Genomic DNA, 26,965 nt, shown 5'->3' on the forward strand with positions numbered 1-26,965 from the left:
GCTCAAGGCGGGGGTGAATCGATGACGGCTCCGACCCTGCCCGTCCTGTTCCCTGACGCCCCCGGCCCTGACTGCCAACCCTCAGCCGGGGTCGCGGGCGGCCCGCATGGCGCTACCTCGGACGACGCCTGCCGGGCCAGGGATCCAAGGGGGGAACCACATCATGAACGACAAGAGCGGCGACGCCTTCGGATGAACGTCAGTGGTTCAGCTGCTCTCGGCTGTGGCGTCGCCGATCAAACGCCGAGCTTCTGCGATGACGTCTGCGTCGAGCTCCGCAGTCGTTGTACCCGTGTACGGGTGCCCGTTGTAGACGGAGTCGACGTAGTCGTAGGCGCTCTCGAGAGCGATCAGATCGGCTGCCAGGGGAGTGCCGTCATAGGTGATGAACCGGTATGCCCAGGACGAGAGATCGCGAGGCGTGACGGTCTGTGCGAGCAGTCGGCGGGCCATGATCCGGAGGGCATCCTCTTCACCCTCTCGGCTTCCCTCCCGGTAGTAGGTCAGGGAAAGTTCCACGAGTGCGCCTTCGAGCCAACGGCGCAACTCCTCATTCTCGCTGCCTCGGGCCGGCGAAACGCCTGCCAGAATTTGAAGGGTTGGACTGTCTACGCCTGCAACGAGGCAGTCACAGGCTGTCTGGATTACGTCGGCCGCCGTACTCGATCCGACGCTCCAAAGGATGGCGGCGTTCTGAAGGCGGGTGAGGGCATTCTCGCTGTGCATCGGTACACGGTCCGCTGCCAAGCCGGAGTTGTCTCCGAGATATCCGCCGCCGAGTGGATGCGCCAAGCGTTCTGCGGACCGAGGCCGCCCGGCGCAATCGCGCCCGCCCTCGGCCCACCCTCTGGGCCGAGGGCGGGCGCGGATTCGCAGCGTCAGCAGCAGTTTCCCTGGGCTCCGGTGGTGGCCGTTTCCCTGTCGGTGGCGGGGGTGCAGCACGCGTTCTCGGTGACCTTGTCCAGTTGGTCGGAGTCGGCCTTGACGGTGTAGACCTCCCAGGGCTCGTTGCCGGGGCCGCGTACCCAGACCTTGTCCTGGAGGGCATAGCAGCATTCGGTGCTGTTCTCCTCCAGGGTGATCAGGCCGGAGTCGGTGAGGCGCCTGGTGGCGGCGTTGACCTCGTCGGTGCTGAACACCTCGACGCCCAGGTGGTCCATCACGGTGGGCTGGCCGGCTTCGCCCTTGAGAAGTACGAGCTTCAGCGGCGGGTTCTCGATGGCGAAGTTGGCGTAGCCGGGGCGACGTTTGGCCGGCTCGGTGTCGAACAGCTTCGAGTAGAAGGCGATGGAGCCTTCGAGGTCGGATACACGCAGGGCGAGCTGGACGCGGGACATGGTTCCCCTCCTGTGACGGATTCAGCGGATGTGGTGGCTGGTGAGAGCGGTGGTGCGGGCGCGCTCGTAACGGTCGCCGGCGTGGCAATCCGCAGTGCAGACCGCCCCCACGGCTCGCAGAGCGTCACGTCTCAAACGTGGGTGTTGGGACGACGGCTTGCCTAGATGTTCTTCGAAGCAGGATCTACGTTGCACCCTGTTTCGAGATCTGTCAACCTAGAGGAATGTCGAAACAAGCGCTGCCGGTGGCGGACCTTCAGGCCGTGGCCTGCTGCTCCCCGATCGCGGTCCGCCCGCTGGAGGCCGAGCAGGCGGCAGTGGTCGCGCCGATGTTCAAGGCGCTGGGTGACCCGATCCGACTGCGGCTGATGTCGATGATCGCCTCCGTACCGGAGATCTGCGTCTGCGACCTGACCCCGGCGTTCGACCTGTCCGGGCCGACCATCTCCCACCACCTCAAGGTGTTGCGCGAGGCCGGCCTGGTCGACTCCGACCGTCGCGGCACCTGGGTGTGGTACCGGGCCCGCCCGGAAGCATTTCGGCAGCTCGGCGCGCTGCTGGACCTCCCCGCCGGGTCCGCGCAGGCCACCGCGTGACCCTCACCCTGGCCCGCCGGGCATCGGCTGAATTCACCGGTACGGCCCTGCTGGTCGCCGCCGTCGTCGGCTCCGGGACCGCCGCCACCCGGCTCTCTCCCAACGACGTCGGGCTCCAACTTCTGGAGAACGCGATCGCCACCGCCCTCGCCCTGGGCGCGCTGATCCTCATGTTCGGGCCGGTGTCCGGGGCGCACTTCAACCCGGTCGTCTCCGCCGTCGACTGGTGGCTCGGCCGCCGCGTCGGCACCAGCCTGACCGCCCGCGACCTCGCCGCCTACGCCGCCGCCCAGACAGGTGGAGCCATCACCGGGGCGGTGCTGGCTGGCCTGATGTTCGACCTGCCGGCCGTGGCCTGGTCGCGTACCGAGCGGACCGGCGGGAACCTGTGGCTGGCCGAGGTGGTCGCCACGGCGGGTCTCGTCGTCCTGGTCTTCGCCCTCGCCCACACCGGCCGTACGACTGTGGCCCCTGCCGCCGTGGGCGCCTACATCGGCGCGGCCTACTGGTTCACCTCGTCGACCTCGTTCGCCAACCCCGCTGTCACCATCGGTCGCGCGTTCACCGACACCTTCGCCGGCATCGCCCCGGCGTCGGTGCCCGGCTTCGTCGCCGCCCAGCTCGTCGGCGGCCTGGTCGCCGTCGCCGCGCTCGCCGCCTGGTACCCCCACGCCGCCGACTCCGCCGACGCCGTCGTCGTGCCGCACCTCGCCCGGGAGAACCGATGACCGTCCCCGCCAGCGCCACCGGCATCACCATCGCCGCCATTGGCGATCAGCACGCCGACGCCGTACTGGACATCTACCGGCTCGGCATCGCCACCGGCAACGCCACCTTCGAGACCGAGCCGCCCACCTGGGAGCAGTTCACCGCCAGCCGGCTGCCCGGTCACCGCTGGGTGGCCGTCGACCCCACCGGCCGGGTCCTCGGCTGGGTTGCCTGCTCCGCGGTCTCCGACCGGTGCGTCTACGCCGGGGTGGTCGAGCACTCCGTCTACGTCCACCCCGACGCCCGCGGCCATGGAGTCGGCCGTCTCCTGCTCGACGCCCTGATCGCCTCCACCGAGCAGGCCGGCATCTGGACCATCCAATCCGGCGTCTTTCCCGAGAACACCGCCAGCCTCGCCCTGCATACCGCCTGCGGCTTCCGCACCGTCGGCACCCGCGAACGCGTCGGCCGCCACCACGGAACATGGCGCGACGTCACCCTCATCGAGCGCCGCAGCCCGAACGTCACCTGACAGAAGCCTGTCGACGCGTGGCGGCCATCGGTCTGGCCTTCGACCGGGCTCTTCTCGTCCTGCTCACCCCCGTCGGGCTGCTCGCCCTGGGGCCCCTGACCGAGAACGTCGCGCCCGTGGTCGGCGCCGACCATGCCGACTTCCGCGTCGGCGCCGGGACTGCGGTCGCCGTCCTTCTCGCAGGCGCGGCGCCTCTGGCCGCGGCGCTCGCAGTCCGGGCACGTTCCGGCGCGACGGCCGACACCCCGGTGGTACCGGTGCGCGATCGGTGCCCAGCCTGCGGCAGATAGCGGCCACGGACGTTCACCTGCCGCCGTCTTCCGCTGCTCCCACCTGGGTTCGTGGGGAAGCTTTGTCGGTCCGTCGTCTCAGCCCTGGCGTGCTGGCGCAGAACGAGTATGGTGGTCGATGTCCGGTCGGGCCTCCTCCTCGGCGGGGGGTCACCCACGATGAAGGTGGGTACGCCCGGACTCCCGGACCTTCCCCGAATTGCGCGGAAGGTCGCAATCCGCAATGTGCGAAGTGCAAGGTGCCAACTTCAGCCCCCGTGATCAGGGCTTGGCCGGGATGGCCCCTGGGCCGAACGGCGGAACGTCGCCGACGCTCGGCCCGGCGGTACGCGCACCGCTTTTCTGGGTACCTGCCTTGTGGCACGATCGTGGAACCTCCACCATCCCCGTGACACTTCCCCTGCAGGAGCAACCATGTCTCGTCGAAAGCTCGGCCAGCTGCTTGGCTCGCTTTTCGCGCTCGCCGTTCTCGCGAGCGGCGTCCTGGTCGGTGACCTCCAGGGATTCGGAGATCTCCAGACCGCCGACATCATCTGGAACATGCCCGCGCCTCGTTGAGTGACCACCGCTCGATGACGTGACACCGGCGGGCCGGTAAGGGGGCACGGGATGGCGGGTCGTGGCCCCACCGGCCCCCGCTCGACTGAATACGCGTGGCTGATCACCGGGCCGTTGGCCCTGATCGCCATCGTCTGCACGACGGCGGTCGGCTTGGTCGCGCCGCAGCCGTTCGGCGGGTGGTCGCTCGCGCTGCCACTTCTCGTGGCCATGGTGGCCGCCGGGATCCCGGTACTGAACTTCACCGTTCGGCGGCAGTCCCTCGGCGTGACGCTGACCGAGATCCCACTGGTCCTGGCGTTCTATCTCGTCGAACCGCTGACGGTTGTCATGATCTACACGGTCGCGTCGGCCGTGTCGCACCTCAGGCACCGGTTCGGCCCGACGAAGTTCTGGTTCAACGTGGGCCGCGCGGCCGCGGGTTCGTCCCTGGCCGTCCTCGTGCTCCAGGCCCTGCCGCCCGTCGAGGATGTCGGCCCGGCCACCTGGCTCAAGCTGTTCTTTGCGGCCAGCATGGTGAACCTGCTGAGCATGGCCTCGGTCGCCGGCGTGCACACGCTGTTGCAGGGCTGGCAGGCGGGCCGGGGCGCGTTCCGGCAGTCGATGCCGGGGCTCCTGGCAGCGATGATCAATATTGCCATCGGCATCATCGTCCTCATCCTCATCGAAGCCACCTGGTGGTCGTTGCTGCTGCTGGGGGCGCTCCTCGTCGCGCTGGCCTTCGTCTACCGGGCGTACGCGCAGTTCTTCCGGCAGCACCGCACCCTGACCGACATGTACGAGCTGAGCCGCGCGGTGAGCGAGCGCGGCGAGTACGGCACCCTGCCCGACGCCCTCCTGGGCCGCGTGCGCGCGCTCATGCAGGCGGAGTACGCCACGCTCTGGCTGCCGGCGCAGGGCCGGCACCCCGAGGTGCTGCTGACCGCCCGCAACGACGCCTCCGGCCTGCTCGACTTCGCCAAGACCCCGGCCGCCCTGCGGGAACGGGCGCGCGACGAGGGCCGCACCGTGGCTGTCGGCCGAGGACTGACGACCGACGGAGACCTGCGGGCCCCGCTCTCGACGCACCGGGTCAAGGACGTGATCGTTCTGCCGCTGCGGTCCGGCCAGGCGGTCATCGGGACGCTGGAGGTGGCCAACCGGCTGGGGGACAGCAACTACTTCGTCCGCACCGACGTGCCTCTCTTCGAGACGGTGGCGGCGCACGCGGCGGTGGCGTTGGAGAACTCGCGGCTGGTCGACCGGCTCCGGCACGACGCGAGCCACGACACGCTGACCAGGCTGCCCAACCGGCGGCGGATCACGGGCGCGCTGGAGGAGGCCGTCAAGATCCGGGCACCCGGCGAGGTGGTGGCCCTGCTGCTGTTCGACGTCGACCGGCTGCGCCAGGTCAACGAGTCGCTCGGGCACGCCGCCGGCGACAAGGTTCTGGTGGAGGTCGCCAACCGGCTGCGTTCCTGCGTACCCTCGTCGGCCCTGGTCGGGCGGGCCGGCGGGGACGAGTTCCTGGTGACGCTGCGGCTGGAGAGCGCCGAGGCGGCGATGGAACTGGCGGCGCAGCTGCGCGAGCAGATCCGCGACGAGATGGTCTTCGACGCGCTCACCCTCGACGTGGACACGGCGGTCGGTGTCGCCGTGCACCCCGACCACGGCAGCGACGCCGCGTCCCTGCTGCAACGGGTGGACCTGGCGGCGACGGCGGCCAAGTCCGTGCCGGGGAGCGTGCAGCTGTTCAGCCCGACGCTGGAGTCCCGGTCGCTGCGGCGGCTCGGCCTCGCCGGCGACCTGCGGCGCGCGCTGGACGCCGACGAGCTGGAGGTCTACTTCCAGCCCAAGGTGACGCTGCGCGACCGCCGGCTGGTCGGCGTGGAGTGCCTGGCCCGCTGGGAGCACCCGGCGCACGGCACGGTCGCCCCGGAGGACTTCGTCGCGGTGGCCGAGCACACCGGCCAGCTCGGCCGGTTCACCGAGTTCGTGCTCCGCGAGGGGCTGCGGCGCAGCCGGGACTGGACGCACGCCGGCCAGCCGCTCGCCGTCGCGGTCAACCTCTCCGCGCGTACGCTCACCGACCAGCACTTCCCGGCCCGCGTGAAGGAACTGCTCGACGAGTACGGCGTGCCGCCGCAGCTGCTCACGCTGGAGATCAAGGAGGCCGGGGTGCTGGACGGCACCGACCGGCCCATCCCGACCCTGCGGCGACTGCGGGACCTCGGCGTACGGCTGTCGGTGGACGACTTCGGCACCGGCGACTCGTCCCTGGCCCACCTGCGCCGCCTGCCGGTGCACGAGGTGAAGGTCGACCGCTCCTTCGTGCAGGGCATGGCGACGGACCCGGGCGACCTGGCGATCGTCAACGCGGTGGTCACGCTCTCCCAGCAGTTCGGCCTGGCCGTGGTCGCCGAGGGCGTGGAGAGTGAGCTGACCCTGGAGCTGCTCCAGGACATCGGCTGCGAGATCGGCCAGGGCTTCCTGTTCAGCCGCCCGTTGCCGTACGAGCGGCTGGAGGCCTGGTTCGGCGCCCAGGTGGACCCGGACACGATCTCGCCGGGGGAGCTGCCCCGGCTGCGGGCCGTCCCCTGAACTGCGGAAACGCTCCGGTAGGGGATCCGATTTCATCTGCGCCGTACGGCCGTGTAATGTATCCCCTGCGCGTCACCCCCCGGGGAGATCGCGCAGGCCCCCTTAGCTCAGTCGGCAGAGCGTCTCCATGGTAAGGAGAAGGTCTACGGTTCGATTCCGTAAGGGGGCTCAGAGGGTCCGGCTGGACCCGCCACGGCGGTGTAGCTCAGATGGTAGAGCAAGCGGCTCATAATCGCTGTGTCGCCGGTTCAAGTCCGGCCACCGCTACTCTCGTCCACCGGGCCAGCTCCCGGCGGTCGGTGGGATGGGCGCCATTGGCGCCCACTTTGCATGTCCGCGCCATCAGCGCGTAGGCTGATGCGCCGTAGTTGTTACCCGTAGCGAGGAAGGCACTCCGCCGTGGCGAAGGCGACCGATGTCCGGCCGAAGATCACTTTGGCGTGTGTGGAGTGCAAGGAGCGCAACTACATCACGCGCAAGAACCGTCGTAACGACCCCGACCGCATCGAGCTGAAGAAGTTCTGCCCGCGGGACGGCAAGCACACGGTCCACCGCGAGACCCGCTGACCCACGGCCGGCACCGCCGGCCCGGTCCTCAGGCACTTCCCGATCGCCGGTCCGTAGGGACGGCGCGGCTCCGGCCGCCGCCGACCGTACGGATCGGCGATCGGCGTTTGCGTGTAGGTTCGCGGCATGTCCCTGGACCCGTCCTTCGTCGGCCGGACGTATCCGCCGACCGCCCCCTACCAGGTGGGCCGAGAAAAGATCCGCGAGTTCGCCACGGCGATCGGCGCCGCCGATCCGGCCCACCACGAACCGGAGGCCGCCCGCGCGCTCGGCCACCCCGACGTGGTCGCCCCGCCGACCTTCCCCATCGTGCTCACGATGGCGGCCAACCAGCAGATCATCGACGACCCGGCCCTCGGCGTCGACTACAGCCGCGTCGTCCACGGCGATCAGCGCTTCGCCTACACCCGGCCGGTGGTGGCGGGGGACGAGCTGGTCTGCGTCAGCGTCATCGACGACGTCAGCAGCCGTGGCGGGCATGGCTTCCTGACCACCCGCACCGAGGTCGCCACCCCGGCCGGCGAGCCGGTCGTGACCGTCTGGTCGAAGCTCGTCGTACGCGGGGAGGGCTGAGATGGAGCTGCCAGCCAGGACGTTCCGGGTGACGCGCGCGGACCTGGTCCGCTACGCCGGCGCTTCGGGGGACTTCAACCCGATCCACTGGAACGACCGGACCGCCACGAAGGTGGGTCTGCCCGGCGTGATCGCCCACGGCATGTTCACCATGGCGCTGGTCGGCCGCGCGGTGGCGGAGTGGGCCGGGGCGCCCGACGCGATCGTCGACTACAACGTCCGCTTCACCCGGCCGGTGGTCGTCCCGGACGACGACGAGGGCACCGAGATCGAGGTCACGGCCGTGGTCCGGGAGGTCACCGAGGACGGCCTGACCAGGCTCGACGTGACCGCCGTCTGCCGGGGGGAGAAGGTGCTCTCGCAGGCTCGCGCGACCGTCCGGACGGCCCGCTGACCAGGCTTCCGACGCGCGAGGGGCAGACCGGTTGGGAAAGTGGTGCCGCTACCCGTACACTGGTCCGCCGTGGGGCAAGTAACCCCTGCACGGTCGTGTATGACCGGGCGGGGCGAGCATTGCCGCACAGGGGTGTAGCTCAATTGGCAGAGCAGCGGTCTCCAAAACCGCAGGCTGCAGGTTCAAGTCCTGTCACCCCTGCGCCTCAGGCCTGACCGTTCCCGTGGGTCGCGCCGCCTTACGGCGGCGTCCGGCCCGTGGTGGTGGCATCGGCGGGGTGGCCCCGAGGCATTCGGGCCCTCCCGGCTGATCCGCCGGCCGCGGCCCGTCGCGGGACGGTTGGCCCGGCCGGCGTGACCAAACGCCGCGCACGCCCGACAGCGTGCGACCCCGACATCCCGCGACGGAGGGCGAAGTGGCCGACAAGAAGCGGCGCGGCGAGGACGCCGGCGACGACCGTCTGCACGACGAGGTCGTCGACGACGTGGCCGATGACGACGCCACCGACGCCGAGGAGCCGGTATCCCGTGGCGGCACCGCGACGCGGTCGCGGGCGAAGGCGGATTCGGCGGACAGCAAGCCGAAGACCAAGGCGGAAACCGACCGGGTCGGTCTGTTCGGCCGCATCGCCCGATTCATCCGCGAGGTCGTGGCGGAACTGCGTAAGGTCATCTGGCCGACCCGCAAGGAGCTGCTGACCTACACGGCCGTGGTGGTCGCCTTCGTCACGGTGATGCTGACGATCGTGGCCGGCCTTGACTTCGCCTTCGCGAAGGGCGTGCTGTGGGTCTTCGGCAACCCCAGCTGACCGGCCGACTGAGCCGATAGTGACGGAAGTGAGCGAGCGTGCCTGAGTACGACGAGACCGCCGAGACCACGGACGAGCAGTCCACGGTGGCGACGGCGGCTGGTGACGAGTCGGTCGAGGCCGCCAGCGAGCCGGAGTTCCCCACCACCGAGCCCGCGCCGGACGAGGACTACGACCCGGTCGCCGAGCTGCGGCAGAAGCTGCGCTACGCGCCGGGCGACTGGTACGTGGTGCACTCGTACGCCGGCTACGAGAACAAGGTCAAGACCAACCTCGAGACCCGGATCACGAGCCTCGACATGGAGGACTACATCTACCAGGTCGAGGTGCCGACCCGGGAAGAGGTGGAGGTCAAGAACGGGAAGCGGTCGCAGATCCAGGCCAAGGTCTTCCCGGGCTACATCCTGGTCCGGATGGAGCTGACCGCCGAGTCCTACTCCTGCGTGCGCAACACGCCGGGTGTCACCGGTTTCGTGGGCGCGACGGACCGGGCCGACCGCCCGGCCCCGCTCTCCCTCGACGAGGTGCTGAAGTGGCTGGCACCGGCCATCGAGACTGAGCAGAAGAAGGCCAAGCCCGAGATCAAGGTCCTCGACTTCGAGGTCGGCGACTCGGTCACCGTCACCGACGGCGCCTTCGCCTCGCTGCCGGCGACGATCAGCGAGATCAACGCCGACCAGCAGAAGCTCAAGGTGCTGGTGTCGATCTTCGGTCGCGAGACGCCGGTGGAGCTGAACTTCAACCAGGTCGCCAAGATCTGACGTCGGGAGCGCCGGCGGTGGGCAGCGGCCCGCCGCCGGCGTACCTGTTCCGCCCCCCGCCCGACCTCGGCGCAGGCGGCGGCGGGACGCTGCGCTACTCTAGAACGTCGCCGCTGTCATCGCGCTGACCGTGCGCGCCTGCGGCCGGCACCTTTCCCAGTTCCAAGCCCCAGGAAGAGACATGCCTCCGAAGAAGAAGCTCGTCAAGACTTTCACGCTTCAGCTGAAGGCGGGCCAGGCCACGCCGGCGCCGCCGGTCGGCCCCGCGCTCGGCCAGCACGGCGTGAACATCATGGAGTTCTGCAAGTCCTACAACGCGCAGACCGAGTCCCAGCGGGGCGACATCGTCCCCGCCGAGATCAGCGTCTACGAGGACCGCAGCTTCACCTTCGTCCTGAAGACCCCGCCCGCCGCCCGGCTGCTGCTCAAGGCCGCCGGGGTGGAGAAGGGCTCGGGCGTCCCGCAGAAGGACAAGGTCGGCTCGGTGTCGCAGGCCCAGGTGCGTGAGATCGCCGAGAAGAAGATGGTCGACCTCAACGCCAACGACATCGACCAGGCTGCGAAGATCATCGCCGGCACCGCCCGGTCGATGGGCATCGTCGTCAACGACTGACGCTGGTCAGCACTCACCCGATCAGTTCGTGGGAGGGCGCGCGGGAAGTCGCGCCCGCCATAGACCACAGGAGTACGTAGAAAATGCAGCGCAGCAAGAGCTACCGCAAGGCCGCCGAGGTCATCGACCGGTCGAAGCTCTACACCCCCGCCGAGGCCGTGAAGCTGGCCAAGGACACCACCTCCGCCAAGTTCGACGCCACGGTCGAGGTCGCCATGCGCCTCGGCGTCGACCCCCGCAAGGCGGACCAGATGGTCCGTGGCGTGGTCAACCTGCCGCACGGCACCGGTAAGACCGCCCGCGTGATCGTCTTCGCCGCCGGCGCGAAGGCCGAGGAGGCCGCCGCCGCCGGTGCGGACGAGGTGGGCACCGACGAGCTGGTCGCCCGGATCCAGGGCGGTTGGCTCGACTTCGACGCGGCGATCGCCACGCCGGACCAGATGGCCAAGATCGGCCGGATCGCGCGGATCCTGGGCCCGCGCGGTCTCATGCCGAACCCGAAGACCGGCACGGTGACCATGGACGTCACCAAGGCCGTCTCGGACATCAAGGGCGGTAAGATCACCTTCCGGGTGGACAAGCACTCCAACCTGCACCTGATCATCGGCAAGGCCTCGTTCTCCGAGACCCAGCTGATCGACAACTACGCGGCGGTCCTCGACGAGGTCCTGCGGGCCAAGCCGTCCGCCGCGAAGGGCAAGTACCTCAAGAAGGTCACCCTCACCACCACCATGGGCCCGGGCGTCCCGGTCGACCCCAACGTGGTGAAGAACCTGCAGGAGGCTCCGGCCGAGGCCTGAGCACCCGTACCCGTGACGGGGCGTCGCCACATCGTGGCGGCGCCCCGTTCCGTGTCGGTTGTGGCATGCTCGGCCGGTGCGCCTGGAGAACGTCTGGCTGCGCTACCGGCGGCGGGGCCCGTGGGTGCTGCGGGAAGCCGCGGTGCGGATCGGCCCCGGTGAGGTCGTGGTCGTCCTCGGCCGCAACGGCGTGGGCAAGTCGACCCTGCTCCAGGTGGCGGCCGGGGTGCTGCGGCCGAGCCGGGGGCGGGTCACCGGTCGACCCCGGCACGTCGGCTGGGTCCCGGAGCGCTTCCCGGCCGACCAACCCTTCACCGTCGAGCACTACCTGACCGCCATGGGACGTGTCGCCGGCCTCGACCCGGCGGCCGCCGGCCACGCGGTCGACCACTGGACCTCCCGGCTGGGCCTGTCCGATTTCCGCCGGGTCCGCCTGCCGGAGCTGTCCAAGGGCACCGCCCAGAAGGTCGGCCTGGCCCAGGCGATGCTGCGTCCGCCCGGCCTGCTGGTCCTCGACGAGCCCTGGGAGGGCCTCGACGCCGCGACCCGGGACCTCGTGCCCGAGGTGATCGACGAGGTGGCGGCGGCGGGCGGTTCGGTGCTGGTCAGCGACCACCGGGGCGAGATCGCCCGGCTGCCGGGTGCCCGCCGGTGGACGGTGGCGGACGGCACGGTCACCGAGGCCGCCCCGTCGGCGGAGGCGGCGCTGGCGGTGGTCGAGGTCGCGGTCCCGGCGGCGCGGGTCGATGGCACCGTCGCCCGGCTGCGCGCCGAGGGGCACCGGATCCTTCGCGTACGCAGGCCCACCCGACCCGGCATGGTCGCCCCGGACGACGCCGAGGGCCCGCCGACGGGGTCCGTGCACCCCGCCGCGCCGCCCGTCGCCCGGGCGCCAGAGGCCACGGGTGGGACCACCGGGGGGCCGCGGTGACCGCGCTGCTCCGGCTGCGCCTGGCGGGCTTCCTGCGTACGGGACGGGCGCTGGCCCCGCTGTTGGCCGGCCTGGTGGCTCTCGGCGTCCTCTACGGCGGCGGCCGGGCGCAGCCGGGGGAGGCGTACGGCGTCTCGGCGGTGGTGCTCTTCCCGGTGCTCGCCTGGCAGACCAAGGTGCTGCTGGACGTCGAGCCGGACGTGCAGCGCCGGCTGGCGCAGGCGCTCGTCGGGGTGCGCCGGGAGCGACTGGCCGGGCTGCTGGCGGCCGGCGTGGCCGGGCTCGGCACGGTGGCCGTCGCGCTGGTCTTCCCGTGGCTGGTGGGCGGGGTCGCAGGTCCGGTGGGGCCGGGCGACCGGTCGGTGCCGGTGGGGATCGCCGTCGGGCTGTGGGCGCACCTGCTGGCCGTACCCGCGGCGGTGGCGCTCGGGGCGCTGGCCAGCCGCGCCTCCACGGGTAGCGCCGGCTACGGCGTCGCGGTGCTCGCGCTCGGCGGGGTCGGCGCGGTCGTCCTCGGCCTGAGCGGCTCGGTGGCGCCGTGGCTGGCGCCGCCGGTGATGGCCACCGCGCGGGCCGCCGCCGACGGCCTGGCCGCGTCGACGGTGGGCCTGCTCACCGCCTGGGCCGCGGCCTGGAGCGCGGCGGCCGCGGCGGCGTACCTGTGGCGGCGGCGCCACCGGCGGCGCCAGCCACGGCGCCACCGGCCCTGACCGTCGGCGCCTCGGCGTGCGGGGAGTGACCCGGCCCACCGGGGGGCGATTTGGTGGTCGCGGGGCTCCTCGCGTAACCTTGGCCGCGAAGTTCCACCCAGAGACCGCTGGTCACCGTGCCTCGGCACGGTCGAAGGTCCCGCGACTACGGGCGACCCGCGCAGGGCGGTAAGCGAAAATCGGTGCTGAGCATGGTCCGCCGACCGTGTCCGTGTGCCGGCCCTCGCCCCGTGCGCCCTGCGCCGGGGCCTTTCTCGTTGTCGTGGCACCTGCGCCCCCGTCGAAAGCTCCGGCCGACGACGGTGACCGGCCTCGAGTAACGAGAGAGGAGGGACATGGCGGACAAGCCGATCCGGGCCGACAAGGCCACGGCCGTCGCTGAGCTGACCGAGAGCTTCCGCAACGCGGGTGCCACGGTGCTGACCGAGTACCGCGGTCTGACGGTTTCCCAGCTCACCCAGCTGCGGCGCTCGCTCGGCAAGGAGACCAGCTACACGGTTGCGAAGAACACGCTCGCGAAGCGTGCCGCGACCGACGCTGGTATCTCCGGCCTCGACGAGATGTTCACCGGTCCTACCGCGCTGACTTTCGTTTCGGGCGACGTCGTCGAGGCGGCGAAGGGGCTTCGCGACTTCGCGAAGGCCAACCCGAAGCTCGTCATCAAGGGCGGTGTCTTCGAGGGCAAGGCCATTACCGCGGCCGAGGTCACGAAGCTCGCCGACCTGGAGTCCCGTGAGGTGCTGCTGGCCAAGCTGGCCGGCGCGATGAAGGGCAACCTGAGCAAGGCCGCGGCCCTGTTCCAGGCCCCGCTGTCGAAGACCGCCCGTCTGGCGGCCGCCCTGCAGGACAAGCGCGAGAAGGAGGGCGCCGAGGCGGCCTGAGGCCCCGCGGCGCACCCAGTTCTTACCTAACAGATTCAGGAAAGGACGCCAGACATGGCGAAGCTCAGCACCGACGAGCTGCTCGACGCGTTCAAGGAGATGACGCTGATCGAGCTCTCCGAGTTCGTGAAGCAGTTCGAGGAGACCTTCGAGGTCACCGCGGCCGCTCCGGTCGCCGTCGCCGGCCCGGCCGGCCCGGCCGCCGCCGCTCCGGTCGAGGAGGAGAAGGACGAGTTCGACGTCATCCTTGAGGCTGACGGCGGCAAGAAGATCCAGGTCATCAAGGTCGTGCGTGAGCTGACCGGCCTGGGCCTCAAGGAGGCCAAGGACCTGGTCGAGGCCGCTCCGAAGGCCGTCCTGGAGAAGGCCAACAAGGAGACCGCCGAGAAGGCGAAGACCAAGCTCGAGGGCGAGGGCGCCAAGGTCACCCTCAAGTGACCTGACGTACCACCAGGCGCGTGTCCGGCTCGGTGAGCCGGGGCACATCGCGTCGCGGCGGGCGGTGATCCGACACTGGATCGCCGCCCGCCTTCGTGGTGGATCCGGCGACAGGGGCGGTGAGCAGGGCGTCGACGCGCCGCCACGGTCGGCGACCGGGGCCCGGGAGTAGCCCGTCGGTGGGAAAGAAGCGGCGACCCGGATGCCGGGCCTTGACGCGGCCCCGGCCTGACAGGCACGCTGACACAGCAAGACCTTCCGCGCTTGCAACGGCCACCACTTGGGTAATGGCAGCGGCGACACCATTGGCCGCGGCACCTGAGCGGCCCGGCAGGAACGTCGCGTTCCGAGCGGCCCGGTTCGACCCCGGTTCAGGGGTCCCGAGGCACGTTCCGCGACGACCTGCGGGTTGGGCTGGACAGCGGTTAGCCTCTCGGCTACACTGCTAGTTTGCGCTGCCTTCCGACTTGACCCCTGCTCGGAAATGTCCGTTTACGGATATTTCTGGTGGGGTCATTGGAGTGCACGCGTACCAGCCGTTCTGCAGCACCGGTCCTCGGAAGGACGCATCTTGGCAGCTTCCCGCCCTGCGAAGACCAGTCGTACGTCGAGCGCATTCGCTCCCCGCCGAGTTTCATTCGGCAGGATCACCGAACACCTCGAGGTCCCCAACCTCCTCGCCATCCAGAACGAGTCCTTCGACTGGCTCGTCGGCAACGAGGCTTGGCAGGGCCGGTCGGCGGACGACCCGCACGCACGCTCGGGTCTCGCGGAGATCCTCGACGAGATCAGTCCCATTGAGGACTTCTCCGGCACCATGTCGCTCTCCTTCTCGGCTCCGCGCTTCGACGAGGTCAAGGCCTCGATCGAGGAGTGCAAGGAGAAGGACCTGACCTACTGCGCCCCGCTCTTCGTGACCGCGGAGTTCACCAACAACACCACCGGCGAGATCAAGAGCCAGACGGTGTTCATGGGTGACTTCCCGATGATGACGCCGAAGGGCACCTTCATCATCAACGGCACCGAGCGCGTCGTGGTCAGCCAGCTCGTCCGGTCCCCGGGCGTCTACTTCGACAAGCAGCCGGACAAGACCTCCGACCGTGACCTCACCAGCGTCAAGGTCATTCCCAGCCGGGGCGCCTGGCTGGAGTTCGACATCGACAAGCGCGACACGGTCGGCGTCCGCATCGACCGCAAGCGCCGGCAGGCCGTCACCGTCCTGCTCAAGGCCGTCGGTTGGTCCGCCGAGCGCATCCGCGAGCGGTTCGGCTGGTCCGAGCTGATGATGACCACGCTCGAGAAGGACCACATCGCCGGCGCGGACGAGGCGTTGCTCGACATCTACCGGAAGCTCCGCCCTGGCGAGCCGCCGACCCGCGAGAACGCCCAGACCCTGCTCGACAACCTCTTCTTCAACCCGAAGCGGTACGACGTCGCCAAGGTCGGTCGTTACAAGTTCAACAAGAAGCTCGAGCTGGAGGTGCCGATCACGACCGGCACCCTGACCGAGGACGACATCGTCGCCACCGTGGAGTACCTCTGCCGGCTGCACGCCGGTGAGGACGGCTACGAGGCCGACGACATCGACCACTTCGGCAACCGGCGTCTGCGTACCGTGGGTGAGCTGATCCAGAACCAGGTCCGGGTGGGTCTGTCCCGGATGGAGCGCGTCGTCCGCGAGCGGATGACCACCCAGGACGTCGAGGCGATCACGCCGCAGACCCTGATCAACATCCGTCCCGTGGTGGCGGCGATCAAGGAGTTCTTCGGCACGTCGCAGCTGTCCCAGTTCATGGACCAGACCAACCCGCTGGCGGGCCTGACCCACCGGCGCCGACTGAGCGCGCTCGGCCCGGGTGGTCTGTCCCGGGAGCGGGCCGGCTTCGAGGTCCGCGACGTGCACCCGTCCCACTACGGCCGGATGTGCCCGATCGAGACGCCGGAAGGCCCGAACATCGGCCTGATCGGCGCGCTGTCCACCTTCGCCCGGGTCAACCCGTTCGGCTTCATCGAGACGCCGTACCGGAAGGTCGTCGACGGTCGGGTCACCGACCAGATCGACTACCTGACCGCGGACGAGGAGGACCGGTTCGTCAAGGCGCAGGCGAACGCGCCGCTGAAGGCCGACGGCACGTTCGCCGAGGACCGGGTCCTGTGCCGCCGTAAGGGCGGCGAGACCGAGGACGTGGTGCCGAGCGCCGTCGACTACATGGACGTGTCGCCGCGGCAGATGACCTCGGTCGCGACCGCGATGATCCCGTTCCTCGAGCACGACGACGCCAACCGGGCGCTGATGGGCGCGAACATGCAGCGCCAGGCGGTGCCGCTGGTCAAGGCCGAGTCCCCGCTCGTCGGCACCGGCATGGAATACCGTGCCGCGGTCGACGCCGGTGACGTGGTCGTCGCCGAGGTTGGCGGCGTCATCGAGGACCTCTGCGCCGACTACATCACCATCCACCAGGACGACGGCCACCGCCGCACGTACCTGCTGCACAAGTTCCGCCGCTCCAACGCCGGCTCCTGCGTCAACCAGAAGCCGGTCGTCTTCGAGGGCGACCGCGTCGAGGCCGGCCAGGTCATCGCCGACGGTCCGTGCACCGACGAGGGCGAGATGGCGCTCGGGCGCAACCTGCTCGTGGCGTTCATGTGCTGGGAGGGCCACAACTACGAGGACGCGATCATCCTGTCGCAGCGCCTCGTGCAGCAGGACGTGCTCACCTCGATCCACATCGAGGAGCACGAGGTCGACGCCCGGGACACCAAGCTGGGCCCGGAGGAGATCACCCGCGACATCCCGAACGTCAGCGAGGAGATGCTCGCCGACCTCGACGAGCGCGGCATCATCCGGATCGGCGCCGAGGTCGTCCCCGGCGACATCCTGGTCGGCAAGGTCACGCCCAAGGGCGAGACCGAGCTGACCCCGGAGGAGCGGCTGCTCCGCGCGATCTTCGGTGAGAAGGCGCGCGAGGTCCGCGACACCTCGCTGAAGGTGCCGCACGGCGAGACCGGCACGGTCATCGGCGTGCGTACCTTCTCGCGCGAGGACGGCGACGAGCTGCCGCCGGGCGTCAACGAGCTGGTCCGGGTCTACGTCGCCCAGAAGCGGAAGATCCAGGACGGTGACAAGCTCGCCGGCCGGCACGGCAACAAGGGCGTCATCTCCAAGATCCTGCCGATCGAGGACATGCCGTTCCTGGAGGACGGCACGCCGGTCGACATCGTGCTCAACCCGCTGGGTGTGCCGTCCCGGATGAACATCGGCCAGGTGCTGGAGACGCACCTCGGCTGGGTGGCGAAGACGGGGTGGAGCGTCGACGGCGACGACGCCGAGTGGAAGCGCCAGCTGCGCTCCATCGAGGCGCACGAGTCGGAGCCGGACACCAACGTGGCCACGCCGGTCTTCGACGGTGCCCGCGAGGAGGAGATCTCCGGCCTGCTGTCGTCGACCCTGCCCAACCGGGACGGCAAGCAGCTGATCGGTTCCAGCGGCAAGGCGCAGCTGTTCGACGGCCGCTCCGGCGAGCCGCTGCCGGACCCGATCGCGGTCGGCTACATCTACATCCTGAAGCTCAACCACCTGGTCGACGACAAGATCCACGCTCGGTCGACCGGTCCGTACTCGATGATCACGCAGCAGCCGCTGGGTGGTAAGGCGCAGTTCGGTGGCCAGCGCTTCGGCGAGATGGAGTGCTGGGCGATGCAGGCGTACGGCGCCGCGTACGCCCTGCAGGAGCTGTTGACGATCAAGTCCGACGACGTCCTCGGCCGGGTCAAGGTCTACGAGGCCATCGTCAAGGGCGAGAACATCCCGGAGCCGGGCATCCCGGAGTCGTTCAAGGTGCTGCTCAAGGAGCTGCAGTCGCTGTGCCTCAACGTCGAGGTGCTGTCCAGCGACGGCGTGGCCCTGGAGATGCGCGAGACCGACGACGAGGTGTTCCGCGCCGCGGAGGAGCTGGGCATCGACCTGTCCCGGCGCGAGCCGAGCTCGGTCGAAGAGGTCTGAGGTGAGCGGTCGGGGGCCGGCTCGCCGGCTCCCGACCCCACCCACTAGCTAGCAGTACAGACGACGACATAGGGGACATAGTGCTCGACGTCAACTTCTTCGACGAGCTGCGCATCGGCCTCGCCACCGCTGACGACATCCGTCAGTGGTCGCACGGTGAGGTCAAGAAGCCTGAGACGATCAACTACCGCACCCTGAAGCCGGAAAAGGACGGGCTCTTCTGCGAGAAGATCTTCGGTCCGCAGCGGGACTGGGAGTGCTACTGCGGTAAGTACAAGCGGGTCCGGTTCAAGGGCATCATCTGCGAGCGCTGCGGCGTCGAGGTGACCCGGTCGAAGGTCCGCCGCGAGCGGATGGGGCACATCGAGCTCGCCGCGCCGGTGACCCACATCTGGTACTTCAAGGGCGTGCCGAGCCGGCTGGGCTACCTGCTGGACCTCGCCCCCAAGGACCTCGAAAAGATCATCTACTTCGCCTCGTACGTCGTCACGAGCGTGGACGCCGAGTCGCGTCACCGTGACCTCTCGACGATCGAGAACGAGATCCTGGCCGAGAAGCGGCAGGCCGAGAACAGCCGCGACTCGGAGATCGAGAAGCGGGCCACCAAGCTCGAGGCCGACCTGGCCGAGCTGGAGGCCGAGGGTGCCAAGGCGGACGTCCGGCGCAAGGTCAAGGAGGGCGGAGAGCGCGAGATGCGCCAGATCCGCGACCGGGCCCAGCGCGAGATCGACCGCCTGGACGAGGTGCTGGACACCTTCCGCAAGCTGGAGCCGAAGCAGCTCGTCACCGACGAACTGCTCTACCGCGAGCTGCGGGACCGGTTCGGCGAGTACTTCACCGGCGGCATGGGCGCCGAGGCCATCAAGGCGCTGGTCCAGAACATGGACCTCGGCGCCGAGGCCGAGAACCTGCGCGAGACCATCCGCTCCGGCAAGGGCCAGCGCAAGATCCGGGCGCTCAAGCGACTCAAGGTCGTCGCGGCGTTCCTGAACACCCGCAACTCGCCGCTCGGCATGGTGCTCGACTGCGTGCCGGTCATCCCGCCGGACCTGCGCCCGATGGTGCAGCTCGACGGTGGCCGCTTCGCGACCTCCGACCTGAACGACCTGTACCGCCGCGTGATCAACCGGAACAACCGCCTCAAGCGGCTGATCGACCTCGGCGCGCCCGAGATCATCGTCAACAACGAGAAGCGGATGCTCCAGGAGGCCGTCGACGCGCTGTTCGACAACGGCCGCCGCGGCCGGCCGGTCACCGGGCCGGGCAACCGCCCGCTGAAGTCGCTCTCCGACATGCTCAAGGGCAAGCAGGGCCGGTTCCGGCAGAACCTGCTGGGCAAGCGCGTCGACTACTCCGGCCGTTCGGTCATCGTCGTCGGCCCGAAGTTGAAGCTGCACCAGTGCGGCCTGCCCAAGCAGATGGCGCTGGAGCTGTTCAAGCCGTTCGTGATGAAGCGGCTGGTCGACCTCAACCACGCGCAGAACATCAAGTCCGCCAAGCGGATGGTCGAGCGGCAGCGCCCGGTCGTGTGGGACGTTCTCGAAGAGGTCATCGGCGAGCACCCGGTCCTGCTGAACCGGGCGCCGACCCTGCACCGCCTGGGCATCCAGGCCTTCGAGCCGCAGCTCGTCGAGGGCAAGGCCATCCAGATCCACCCGCTGGTCTGCACCGCGTTCAACGCCGACTTCGACGGTGACCAGATGGCGGTGCACGTGCCGCTGTCCGCCGAGGCCCAGGCCGAGGCGCGGATCCTGATGCTGTCGTCGAACAACATCCTCAAGCCGGCCGACGGCAAGCCCGTCACCATGCCCACCCAGGACATGGTCATCGGCCTCTACCACCTCACCCACCTCACGGCGGGCGAGAAGGGCGAGGGCCGGGCGTTCAGCTCGGACGCCGAGGCGCGGATGGCGTACGACAACGGCGAGCTGCACCTGCAGGCCCCGGTGAAGATCCGCCTGCGGGGCGTGGTCGGGGTCGACAACGGCGCCGGCGCCGGCGCCGAGGCGTGGGCCGCCCCGGAGGGCTGGGTCGAGGGCGAGCCGCTGACCGTCGAGACGACTCTCGGTCGGGTGCTGTTCAACGAGACGCTGCCGCAGGGCTACCGCTTCGTGAACTACGAGATCCGCAAGGGTCAGCTCTCCGCGATCGTCAACGACCTCGCCGAGCGCTTCCCCAAGGTGGCGCTGGCCGCCACCCTGGACGGGCTCAAGGAGGCCGGCTTCCACTGGGCCACCTGGTCCGGCGTGACGATCGGCATGGAGGACGTCATCGCCCCGCCGCGCAAGCGGGAGATCCTGGAGCGGTACGAGAAGGAAGCCGACCAGATCGACAAGCAGTACCAGCGCGGTCTGATGACCCCGGAGGAGCGTCGCGGCGAGCTCATCCAGATCTGGACCAAGGCGACCAACGAGGTCGCCAAGGAGATGGACACCGCCCTGCCGCAGGAGAACCCGCTGTGGAAGATGATCCACTCGGGTGCTCGCGGTAACCTCCTCCAGCTCCGGCAGATCGCGGCGATCCGTGGTCTGGTGGCCAACCCGAAGGGCGAGATCATCCCGCGGCCGATCAAGGCCAGCTACCGGGAGGGTCTGTCCGTGCTGGAGTACTTCATCTCCACGCACGGTGCCCGTAAGGGTCTCGCGGACACCGCCCTGCGTACCGCCGACTCGGGTTACCTGACCCGTCGTCTGGTGGACGTCTCGCAGGACGTCATCATCCGCGAGGAGGACTGCGGCACCGACCGCGCTATCCCGATGCAGATCGGCGAGCGGATCGACGGCAAGCTGGTCGTGCACGAGCACGCCGAGACCAGCGTGCACGCGCGGACGCTGGCCGACGACATCAAGGGGCCGGACGGCGTCGTCGTCGCCGAGCGGGGTCAGGACATCAACTCGATCCTGGTCGACAAGATCGTCGCAGCCGGGACGGAGACGGTCCGGGTGCGCAGCGTGCTCACCTGCGAGTCGAAGCTGGGCGTCTGCGGTGCGTGCTACGGCCGCTCGCTGCCGACCGGCAAGACCGTGGACGTCGGCGAGGCGGTCGGCATCATCGCCGCCCAGTCGATCGGTGAGCCGGGTACGCAGCTGACGATGCGTACCTTCCACACCGGTGGCGTCGCGGGTGAGGACATCACCCAGGGTCTGCCCCGTGTCCAGGAGATCTTCGAGGCCCGGGTCCCGAAGGGCAAGGCGCCCATCGCCGACACCCCGGGCCGGATCCGGATCGAGGACGGCGAGCGCTCGCGGAAGATCATCGTGGTGCCGGACGACGGCAGCGACGAGATCGTCTACGACAAGATCTCCAAGCGGGTCCGGCTGCGGACCCACGACGGCGGTCACGTCGCGGTCGGCGAGAAGCTGACCGAGGGCACCATCGACCCGCACGAGCTTCTGCGGATCATGGGTCCGCGGGCGGTCCAGGTCCACCTGACCAGTGAGGTCCAGGAGGTCTACCGCTCGCAGGGTGTGCTCATCCACGACAAGCACATCGAGATCATCATCCGCCAGATGCTCAAGCGGGTGACGGTCATCGACTCCGGCTCGACCGAGTTCCTGCCGGGCGTGCTGGTCGACCGGGCGCTGTTCGAGTCGGAGAACCGCCGACTCGTCTCCGAGGGCGGCGAGCCCGCCGCCGGCCGCCCGGTGCTGATGGGTATCACCAAGGCCTCGCTGGCCACCGACTCCTGGCTCTCGGCGGCCTCCTTCCAGGAGACCACCCGGGTGCTGACCGACGCGGCGATCAACTCGCGCAGCGACTCGCTCGTCGGCCTCAAGGAGAACGTGATCATCGGTAAGCTCATCCCGGCCGGTACGGGCATCAGCAAGTACCGCAACGTCCGGGTCGAGCCGACCGAGGAGGCGAAGGCCAAGGTCTACTCGATGACCGGCTACCCGGAGACCGACTACGGCTTCGGGCCGGCCAGCGGCCAGGCGGTTCCGCTGGACGACTTCGACTTCGGGTCGTACCGCTAGGCAGCATGATCGACGAGGCCCCCGGCACGTGCCGGGGGCCTCGTCGCGTCCCGGGGCCGGGGTGGCCCGTGCGGGCGCCGCGGCGGAGCAGACCAGGGCATGATGGGGGCATGACGACCGCACCCGGGCAGGCGCCCGTCGCCCAGCCGGGGCTGCCCCGCCATCCGCTCGATCCGGACCCGGCCCGGGCCACCAAGGCGCGGGCGGTCTTCGCACTCGGCCTGATCGGCGCGCTGACCGGCCTGTTCATCGGCGGCGTGGTGCCGGCCACGGTGGCGCTCCAGCTCGCCCGGCAGGCGCGCAGGGAGGCGTACGCCTCGGGGGGTTTCCTGACCGGCTCCGCCTGGCTGCGGCGGGGGGAGCGGTTGGCCTGGACGGGCCTGGTGCTCGTCGCCGTCAGCGTGGTGGCCGCGGTGGTGCTCGGGGTGGTCCGGCTCGCCGACACGCCCTACGGGCAGGACTTCGCACCGAACATGGACTGACTGACCGACCGCCCGAGGGGAACGGGTCTCGCGCCGGGCGCGGGCCGTCGGGCCGGCGGCGGTAGCCTGGCCCGGTGTCCGTCGCGCGGCGGTGGACGCCGAGACGTCGACAGGAGGACCCGTGACGGAACCGGCGCGCTACCCGGGCGGCGATCCCGTGGCGCACCCCGCCGCGAATCCCGACGCCCCGCCCGGCGGGACGCAGTGGGCGCGACCCGACGCGGGCACTCCGTCCGTCGCGCCGGGGTACCCGCCGCCGGTGGCGCCCTGGAACGGCCCGTCCGGGGGAGGGGACCCGGGCCCGTCGCCGGCGTCGCCCTGGGGCGCGCCCGGGGCAGGGGTCCCGGGCCCGTCGTCGGTGTCCTCGTGGGGCACCTCGCCCGCGGCAGCGGGCCCGTCGCCGGCCCCGGGCTGGGGTCCGGGTCCGGTCGCCCCGCCCCCGCCCCCGCCACCGCGTGAGGCCGCCCGGCCGCCGAAGCGGGTCGACCCGGTCGCGGGCACGTCCTTCGGCGTGGTGCACCTCGACGTGCCGCCGGTCACCTCCGGCCTGGCCGTGGGTTCGCTGGTGGCCGGGATCGTCTCGACGCTGGTCGCGATGCTCGTGATCTGTGTCGGCGCGGTCGGCGGCGTGGGCGGCGCCTGGGCGGCCGGCGCCTTCACGGTGCTGGGCGTCCTGGCCGGCGCGGGTGCCGTCGTGGCCGGCCTGCTGGGGATGCGGCAGGTCCGGCGGCCGGCCGCCCCGCCGGCGGTCCGGTTCACCGGGCGGGGCCTGGCGGTGGCCGGCGTCAGCTGTGGCGCGGCGGGACTGCTGCTCAGCCTGCTCGGCCTGGGGCTGGCGTTGCTGCTGACGCTCGGGTGACGCCCGCGCCCGCCCGTGGGGCGTGACGGCGGCCGTGACGGGGTCGACGGGTCGGTCCACGGGGAAGCCGGTACACTTGGGTCCGTAGGTGCCCTCCACGGGCGGGTAGGCGCGACGGGTTCGATCGGCAGGCGGTGGACGCTCCGCAGGCCGCTCCGTTTTGACCTGTGCGGTTGTGGTAGGTACTCTTTCCCCTTGTGCCCGGGCAAGCCCGGGCAACTCGTGCGTGCGCTGGATCCGGTGAGCCGGAGATCGCGTGGGAGCACGACAAAGCCAAAGATCCGGCGCGCGGCCTGCCGTGCGCCGGTGCAAGACCCCGTCGACACGCGCGAGCGTCGGCGCCGGGGCCGTGAGCTGGGCGACACGCCCGACCGCGGGTGCCGGGACCACCGCGAGGTGGCCCTGGTCGGAATGTAGGAGAGTCGACCATCTGGTCGGCTACGGCAGACGGTGCGGCCGCCACCAGGCGGTCGAAGGGAGCGGAGAAACCCGGTGCCCACGATCCAGCAGCTGGTCCGAAAGGGCCGCCAGGCTAAGACGAGTAAGACCAAGACCCCGGCGCTGAAGGGTTCCCCTCAGCGGCGCGGCGTGTGCACCCGCGTGTACACCACCACCCCGAAGAAGCCGAACTCGGCGCTGCGCAAGGTCGCTCGTGTCAAGCTCAGCAGCCAGATCGAGGTGACCGCCTACATCCCGGGCGTCGGCCACAACCTGCAGGAGCACTCGATCGTGCTCGTCCGCGGCGGCCGGGTGAAGGACCTTCCCGGCGTGCGTTACAAGATCGTCCGCGGTTCGCTGGACACCCAGGGTGTCCGCAACCGCAAGCAGGCGCGCAGCCGTTACGGCGCGAAGAAGGAGAAGAGCTGACATGCCGCGTAAGGGACCCGCTCCGCGGAAGCCGCTGGTCGCTGACCCGGTGTACAACTCGCCGCTGGTCACCCAGTTGGTGAACAAGATCCTCCTGCGCGGTAAGCGTCAGCTCGCCGAGCGCATCGTCTACGCCGCCCTCGAGGGCTGCCGTGAGAAGTCCGGCACCGACCCGGTCGTCACCCTCAAGCGGGCGATGGACAACGTCAAGCCGACTCTCGAGGTGCGTAGCCGCCGCGTCGGTGGCGCCACCTACCAGGTCCCGGTCGAGGTCCGCCCCGCCCGGGCGACCACCCTGGGCCTGCGCTGGCTGGTCACCTACTCCCGCGCCCGTCGCGAGAAGACCATGATCGAGCGGCTGATGAACGAGCTGCTGGACGCGAGCAACGGCCTCGGTGCCGCCGTCAAGCGGCGCGAGGACACGCACAAGATGGCCGAGTCCAACAAGGCCTTCGCGCACTACCGCTGGTAACACCCTGGTTCCGGCGCCCCTGCGGGCGCCGGAACCGCCACCAGTTGTGTCGAGACGACGATAAGTAGGGATTGAAGTGGCCGCCGCAGACGCGCTCGCCAACGTACGCAACATCGGCATCATGGCCCACATCGATGCCGGTAAGACCACCACCACCGAGCGGATCCTCTTCTACACCGGCATCACGTACAAGATCGGTGAGGTCCACGAGGGCGGTGCCGTCATGGACTGGATGGAGCAGGAGCAGGAGCGTGGTATCACCATCACCTCCGCTGCTACCAAGTGTGAGTGGAAGGGCCACACGATCCAGATCATCGACACGCCCGGCCACGTCGACTTCACGGTCGAGGTCGAGCGGTCGCTGCGGGTGCTGGACGGCGCGGTCGCGGTCTACGACGGTGTCGCCGGCGTGGAGCCGCAGACGGAGAACGTCTGGCGGCAGGCGGACAAGTACAACGTTCCCCGGATGTGCTTCGTCAACAAGCTCGACCGGACCGGTGCCGACTTCTTCCGCTGCGTGCAGATGATGATCGACCGGCTCAACGCCACCCCGCTGGTCCTTCAGATCCCGATCGGCGCCGAGTCCGACTTCATCGGCGTGGTCGACCTGGTCGAGATGCGGGCCCTCACCTGGCGCGGCGAGACGCAGAAGGGTGAGGACTACGCGATCGAGGAGATCCCGGCCGACCTCGCCGACTCCGCCGCGGAGTGGCGCGAGAAGCTGGTGGAGACCCTGGCCGACGTCGACGACGCGGTGATGGAGAAGTACCTGGAGGGCGAGGAGATCTCCGTCGAGGAGATGAAGGACGCCATCCGTCGGGCCACCATCGCCGGCAAGGCCAACCCGGTCCTCACCGGCACCGCCTTCAAGAACAAGGGCATCCAGCCGATGCTGGACGCGGTCATCGCGTACCTGCCGTCGCCGCTGGACATCCCGGCGATCGAGGGTACGGCCACCGACGGCGAGACCCCGCTGCAGCGGAAGCCGTCGAAGTCGGAGCCGTTGTCGGGGCTCGCCTTCAAGATCCAGACGGACAAGCACCTCGGCAAGCTCACCTACGTGCGGATCTACTCCGGCACGCTCGAGTCCGGCTCCCAGGTGGTCAACTCCACCAAGGACCGCAAGGAGCGGATCGGCAAGATCTACCAGATGCACGCCAACAAGCGGGAAGAGCGCAGCTCGGCCCAGGCTGGCGACATCATCGCGGTGCAGGGTCTGAAGCAGACCACCACCGGCGACACCCTGTGCGACCCGGCGAACCCGGTCATCCTGGAGTCGATGACCTTCCCGGAGCCGGTCATCGAGGTCGCCATCGAGCCGAAGACCAAGGCCGACCAGGAGAAGCTCAGCACCGCCATCCAGCGGCTGGCCGAGGAGGACCCGACCTTCCGCGTCAAGCTGGACGACCAGACCGGTCAGACGGTCATCTCCGGCATGGGCGAGCTGCACCTGGACATCCTGGTCGACCGGATGCGCCGCGAGTTCAACGTCGAGGCCAACATCGGCAAGCCGCAGGTGGCGTACCGCGAGACCATCCGCCGCAAGGTGGACAAGGTCGAGTACACCCACAAGAAGCAGACCGGTGGTTCCGGCCAGTACGCCCGGGTGATCATCAGCCTGGAGCCGCTGCCGCTGGGCAACGACGCCCCGACCTACGAGTTCGCCAACGCCGTCACCGGTGGCCGCATCCCCCGGGAGTTCATCCCGTCGGTGGACGCGGGCGCGCAGGACGCCATGCAGTACGGCATCCTCGCCGGCTTCCCGCTGGTGGGTGTCAAGCTCACGCTGCTGGACGGCCAGTACCACGAGGTCGACTCGTCGGAAATGGCATTCAAGATCGCCGGCTCGATGGTGATGAAGGAGGCGGCCCGCAAGGCCGACCCCGCGCTCCTCGAGCCGATGATGGCCGTTGAGGTCACCACTCCTGAGGAGAACATGGGTGACGTCATCGGCGACCTCAACTCCCGCCGCGGCATCATCCAGGCGATGGAGGAGCGCAGCGGCGCCCGCGTCGTCAAGGCTCTGGTGCCGTTGTCGGAGATGTTCGGCTACGTCGGCGACCTGCGGTCGAAGACCCAGGGCCGGGCTAGCTACAGCATGCAGTTCGACTCCTACGCCGAGGTTCCGTCCTCGGTCGCGAAGGAGATCATCGCCAAGGCGACGGGTGAGTGACCCTCACCTGACGTGATCGATGATCCGAGGCGGTCGCGGGAGGGTGCTCCCGCCCGCG

At 69.8% G+C, this 26,965-nt stretch carries 26 protein-coding genes and 3 tRNA genes; 27 read left to right on the top strand and 2 right to left on the bottom strand.

The genetic code is table 11. The annotated features are described in order from the left end of the window. Positions 1 to 207: 207 nt before the first annotated feature. Complete coding sequence (locus tag ACPXCB_RS20910; protein WP_425877298.1) at positions 208 to 726, bottom strand: hypothetical protein; 519 nt, start codon at positions 724 to 726, stop codon at positions 208 to 210. A gap of 152 nt (positions 727 to 878) precedes the next feature. After that, positions 879 to 1,337, bottom strand: a complete 459-nt coding sequence (locus ACPXCB_RS20915) for an ArsI/CadI family heavy metal resistance metalloenzyme (protein ID WP_425877299.1) — start codon at positions 1,335 to 1,337, stop codon at positions 879 to 881. A 224-nt stretch (positions 1,338 to 1,561) separates the two neighbouring features. On the opposite strand from ACPXCB_RS20915, the gene ACPXCB_RS20920 reads away from it, so the two are divergent. From ACPXCB_RS20920 to fusA, 27 genes are all read left to right on the top strand, one after another. Then, the gene (locus ACPXCB_RS20920) at positions 1,562 to 1,933 is read left to right on the top strand and encodes an ArsR/SmtB family transcription factor (protein WP_425877300.1); all 372 of its coding nucleotides are present in this window, start codon (positions 1,562 to 1,564) and stop codon (positions 1,931 to 1,933) included. Further along, positions 1,930 to 2,661, top strand: a complete 732-nt coding sequence (locus ACPXCB_RS20925; RefSeq protein ID WP_425877301.1) for an aquaporin — start codon at positions 1,930 to 1,932, stop codon at positions 2,659 to 2,661. The genes ACPXCB_RS20920 and ACPXCB_RS20925 overlap by 4 nt, the downstream gene beginning before the upstream one ends. Beyond that, positions 2,658 to 3,173: a GNAT family N-acetyltransferase gene (locus tag ACPXCB_RS20930; RefSeq protein ID WP_425877302.1), complete on the top strand. Its 516-nt coding sequence runs from the start codon at positions 2,658 to 2,660 to the stop codon at positions 3,171 to 3,173. The genes ACPXCB_RS20925 and ACPXCB_RS20930 overlap by 4 nt, the downstream gene beginning before the upstream one ends. Before the next feature lie 17 nt (positions 3,174 to 3,190). Beyond that, positions 3,191 to 3,463, top strand: coding sequence for a hypothetical protein (locus tag ACPXCB_RS20935; RefSeq protein WP_425877303.1), 273 nt, complete (start codon positions 3,191 to 3,193; stop codon positions 3,461 to 3,463). 414 nt (positions 3,464 to 3,877) lie between these two features. Beyond that, the gene (locus ACPXCB_RS20940; RefSeq protein ID WP_165947696.1) at positions 3,878 to 4,021 is read left to right on the top strand and encodes a hypothetical protein; all 144 of its coding nucleotides are present in this window, start codon (positions 3,878 to 3,880) and stop codon (positions 4,019 to 4,021) included. 51 nt (positions 4,022 to 4,072) lie between these two features. Beyond that, entirely contained in the window at positions 4,073 to 6,601 is a 2,529-nt protein-coding gene (locus ACPXCB_RS20945) for a putative bifunctional diguanylate cyclase/phosphodiesterase (RefSeq protein WP_425877304.1), read from the top strand. 96 nt (positions 6,602 to 6,697) lie between these two features. Then, positions 6,698 to 6,770 (top strand) — tRNA-Thr (locus tag ACPXCB_RS20950). Positions 6,771 to 6,795: 25 nt separating this feature from the next. Next, positions 6,796 to 6,868, top strand: a tRNA-Met gene (locus tag ACPXCB_RS20955). 132 nt (positions 6,869 to 7,000) lie between these two features. Continuing rightward, complete coding sequence (gene rpmG / locus ACPXCB_RS20960) at positions 7,001 to 7,168, top strand: 50S ribosomal protein L33 (RefSeq protein WP_013288652.1); 168 nt, start codon at positions 7,001 to 7,003, stop codon at positions 7,166 to 7,168. 126 nt (positions 7,169 to 7,294) lie between these two features. Then, the gene (locus ACPXCB_RS20965) at positions 7,295 to 7,741 is read left to right on the top strand and encodes an FAS1-like dehydratase domain-containing protein (RefSeq protein ID WP_425877305.1); all 447 of its coding nucleotides are present in this window, start codon (positions 7,295 to 7,297) and stop codon (positions 7,739 to 7,741) included. A gap of 1 nt (position 7,742) precedes the next feature. After that, the gene (locus tag ACPXCB_RS20970; RefSeq protein ID WP_132230891.1) at positions 7,743 to 8,135 is read left to right on the top strand and encodes a MaoC family dehydratase; all 393 of its coding nucleotides are present in this window, start codon (positions 7,743 to 7,745) and stop codon (positions 8,133 to 8,135) included. A gap of 128 nt (positions 8,136 to 8,263) precedes the next feature. After that, a tRNA-Trp gene (locus ACPXCB_RS20975) sits at positions 8,264 to 8,336 on the top strand. Positions 8,337 to 8,550: 214 nt separating this feature from the next. Further along, positions 8,551 to 8,943 carry a preprotein translocase subunit SecE gene (gene secE, locus ACPXCB_RS20980; protein ID WP_425877306.1) on the top strand — a complete coding sequence of 131 codons (393 nt, stop codon included), beginning with the start codon at positions 8,551 to 8,553 and terminating at the stop codon, positions 8,941 to 8,943. A gap of 38 nt (positions 8,944 to 8,981) precedes the next feature. Continuing rightward, entirely contained in the window at positions 8,982 to 9,704 is a 723-nt protein-coding gene (gene nusG / locus ACPXCB_RS20985; RefSeq protein ID WP_357872431.1) for a transcription termination/antitermination protein NusG, read from the top strand. Positions 9,705 to 9,885: 181 nt separating this feature from the next. Beyond that, on the top strand, positions 9,886 to 10,317 hold the full coding sequence (rplK, locus tag ACPXCB_RS20990) for a 50S ribosomal protein L11 (protein ID WP_132230892.1): 432 nt from the start codon (positions 9,886 to 9,888) through the stop codon (positions 10,315 to 10,317). Positions 10,318 to 10,400: 83 nt separating this feature from the next. Then, the gene (gene rplA, locus ACPXCB_RS20995) at positions 10,401 to 11,117 is read left to right on the top strand and encodes a 50S ribosomal protein L1 (RefSeq protein WP_425877307.1); all 717 of its coding nucleotides are present in this window, start codon (positions 10,401 to 10,403) and stop codon (positions 11,115 to 11,117) included. A 76-nt stretch (positions 11,118 to 11,193) separates the two neighbouring features. After that, positions 11,194 to 12,048, top strand: coding sequence for an ATP-binding cassette domain-containing protein (locus ACPXCB_RS21000; protein ID WP_425877308.1), 855 nt, complete (start codon positions 11,194 to 11,196; stop codon positions 12,046 to 12,048). Further along, positions 12,045 to 12,758, top strand: a complete 714-nt coding sequence (locus tag ACPXCB_RS21005) for a hypothetical protein (protein ID WP_425877309.1) — start codon at positions 12,045 to 12,047, stop codon at positions 12,756 to 12,758. Before ACPXCB_RS21000 ends, ACPXCB_RS21005 begins: the two co-directional genes overlap by 4 nt. A 335-nt stretch (positions 12,759 to 13,093) precedes the next feature. Next, the gene (gene rplJ / locus ACPXCB_RS21010) at positions 13,094 to 13,639 is read left to right on the top strand and encodes a 50S ribosomal protein L10 (RefSeq protein ID WP_421454861.1); all 546 of its coding nucleotides are present in this window, start codon (positions 13,094 to 13,096) and stop codon (positions 13,637 to 13,639) included. Between the two features lie 54 nt (positions 13,640 to 13,693). Next, positions 13,694 to 14,077, top strand: coding sequence for a 50S ribosomal protein L7/L12 (rplL, locus tag ACPXCB_RS21015; protein WP_132230897.1), 384 nt, complete (start codon positions 13,694 to 13,696; stop codon positions 14,075 to 14,077). 571 nt (positions 14,078 to 14,648) lie between these two features. After that, positions 14,649 to 18,080, top strand: a complete 3,432-nt coding sequence (locus ACPXCB_RS21020; RefSeq protein WP_121399894.1) for a DNA-directed RNA polymerase subunit beta — start codon at positions 14,649 to 14,651, stop codon at positions 18,078 to 18,080. An 80-nt stretch (positions 18,081 to 18,160) separates the two neighbouring features. Then, the gene (locus ACPXCB_RS21025; protein WP_425877310.1) at positions 18,161 to 22,054 is read left to right on the top strand and encodes a DNA-directed RNA polymerase subunit beta'; all 3,894 of its coding nucleotides are present in this window, start codon (positions 18,161 to 18,163) and stop codon (positions 22,052 to 22,054) included. A gap of 110 nt (positions 22,055 to 22,164) precedes the next feature. Continuing rightward, positions 22,165 to 22,536 (top strand): hypothetical protein, encoded by a 372-nt coding sequence (locus tag ACPXCB_RS21030; protein ID WP_132230900.1) that lies wholly within the window; start codon positions 22,165 to 22,167, stop codon positions 22,534 to 22,536. Positions 22,537 to 23,047: 511 nt separating this feature from the next. Continuing rightward, positions 23,048 to 23,395, top strand: a complete 348-nt coding sequence (locus tag ACPXCB_RS21035; RefSeq protein ID WP_425877353.1) for a hypothetical protein — start codon at positions 23,048 to 23,050, stop codon at positions 23,393 to 23,395. Between the two features lie 492 nt (positions 23,396 to 23,887). Further along, entirely contained in the window at positions 23,888 to 24,262 is a 375-nt protein-coding gene (rpsL, locus tag ACPXCB_RS21040; RefSeq protein ID WP_014440718.1) for a 30S ribosomal protein S12, read from the top strand. A 1-nt stretch (position 24,263) separates the two neighbouring features. Further along, on the top strand, positions 24,264 to 24,734 hold the full coding sequence (rpsG, locus tag ACPXCB_RS21045; RefSeq protein WP_077938296.1) for a 30S ribosomal protein S7: 471 nt from the start codon (positions 24,264 to 24,266) through the stop codon (positions 24,732 to 24,734). Positions 24,735 to 24,810: 76 nt separating this feature from the next. Further along, positions 24,811 to 26,907, top strand: a complete 2,097-nt coding sequence (gene fusA / locus ACPXCB_RS21050) for an elongation factor G (protein WP_425877311.1) — start codon at positions 24,811 to 24,813, stop codon at positions 26,905 to 26,907. Positions 26,908 to 26,965: the final 58 nt, after the last annotated feature.

It is taken from the genome of Micromonospora sp. DT62 (genome assembly GCF_049847285.1).
Taxonomy (GTDB): Bacteria; Actinomycetota; Actinomycetes; order Mycobacteriales; family Micromonosporaceae; genus Micromonospora; species Micromonospora reichwaldensis.

What these genes read in the sequence shown, in the direction of transcription:
- ACPXCB_RS20965 (WP_425877305.1), top strand. Translation starts at nt 7,295, where the DNA reads ATGTCCCTGGACCCGTCCTTCGTCGGCCGGACGTATCCGCCGACCGCC.
- ACPXCB_RS20945 (WP_425877304.1), top strand. Translation starts at nt 4,073, where the DNA reads ATGGCGGGTCGTGGCCCCACCGGCCCCCGCTCGACTGAATACGCGTGG.
- ACPXCB_RS20930 (WP_425877302.1), top strand. Translation starts at nt 2,658, where the DNA reads ATGACCGTCCCCGCCAGCGCCACCGGCATCACCATCGCCGCCATTGGC.
- ACPXCB_RS20920 (WP_425877300.1), top strand. Translation starts at nt 1,562, where the DNA reads ATGTCGAAACAAGCGCTGCCGGTGGCGGACCTTCAGGCCGTGGCCTGC.
- rpsG (WP_077938296.1), top strand. Translation starts at nt 24,264, where the DNA reads ATGCCGCGTAAGGGACCCGCTCCGCGGAAGCCGCTGGTCGCTGACCCG.
- rplK (WP_132230892.1), top strand. Translation starts at nt 9,886, where the DNA reads ATGCCTCCGAAGAAGAAGCTCGTCAAGACTTTCACGCTTCAGCTGAAG.
- rplA (WP_425877307.1), top strand. Translation starts at nt 10,401, where the DNA reads ATGCAGCGCAGCAAGAGCTACCGCAAGGCCGCCGAGGTCATCGACCGG.
- rplJ (WP_421454861.1), top strand. Translation starts at nt 13,094, where the DNA reads ATGGCGGACAAGCCGATCCGGGCCGACAAGGCCACGGCCGTCGCTGAG.
- ACPXCB_RS20940 (WP_165947696.1), top strand. Translation starts at nt 3,878, where the DNA reads ATGTCTCGTCGAAAGCTCGGCCAGCTGCTTGGCTCGCTTTTCGCGCTC.
- rplL (WP_132230897.1), top strand. Translation starts at nt 13,694, where the DNA reads ATGGCGAAGCTCAGCACCGACGAGCTGCTCGACGCGTTCAAGGAGATG.
- ACPXCB_RS20910 (WP_425877298.1), bottom strand. Translation starts at nt 726, where the DNA reads ATGCACAGCGAGAATGCCCTCACCCGCCTTCAGAACGCCGCCATCCTT.
- ACPXCB_RS21030 (WP_132230900.1), top strand. Translation starts at nt 22,165, where the DNA reads ATGACGACCGCACCCGGGCAGGCGCCCGTCGCCCAGCCGGGGCTGCCC.
- ACPXCB_RS20970 (WP_132230891.1), top strand. Translation starts at nt 7,743, where the DNA reads ATGGAGCTGCCAGCCAGGACGTTCCGGGTGACGCGCGCGGACCTGGTC.
- ACPXCB_RS20915 (WP_425877299.1), bottom strand. Translation starts at nt 1,337, where the DNA reads ATGTCCCGCGTCCAGCTCGCCCTGCGTGTATCCGACCTCGAAGGCTCC.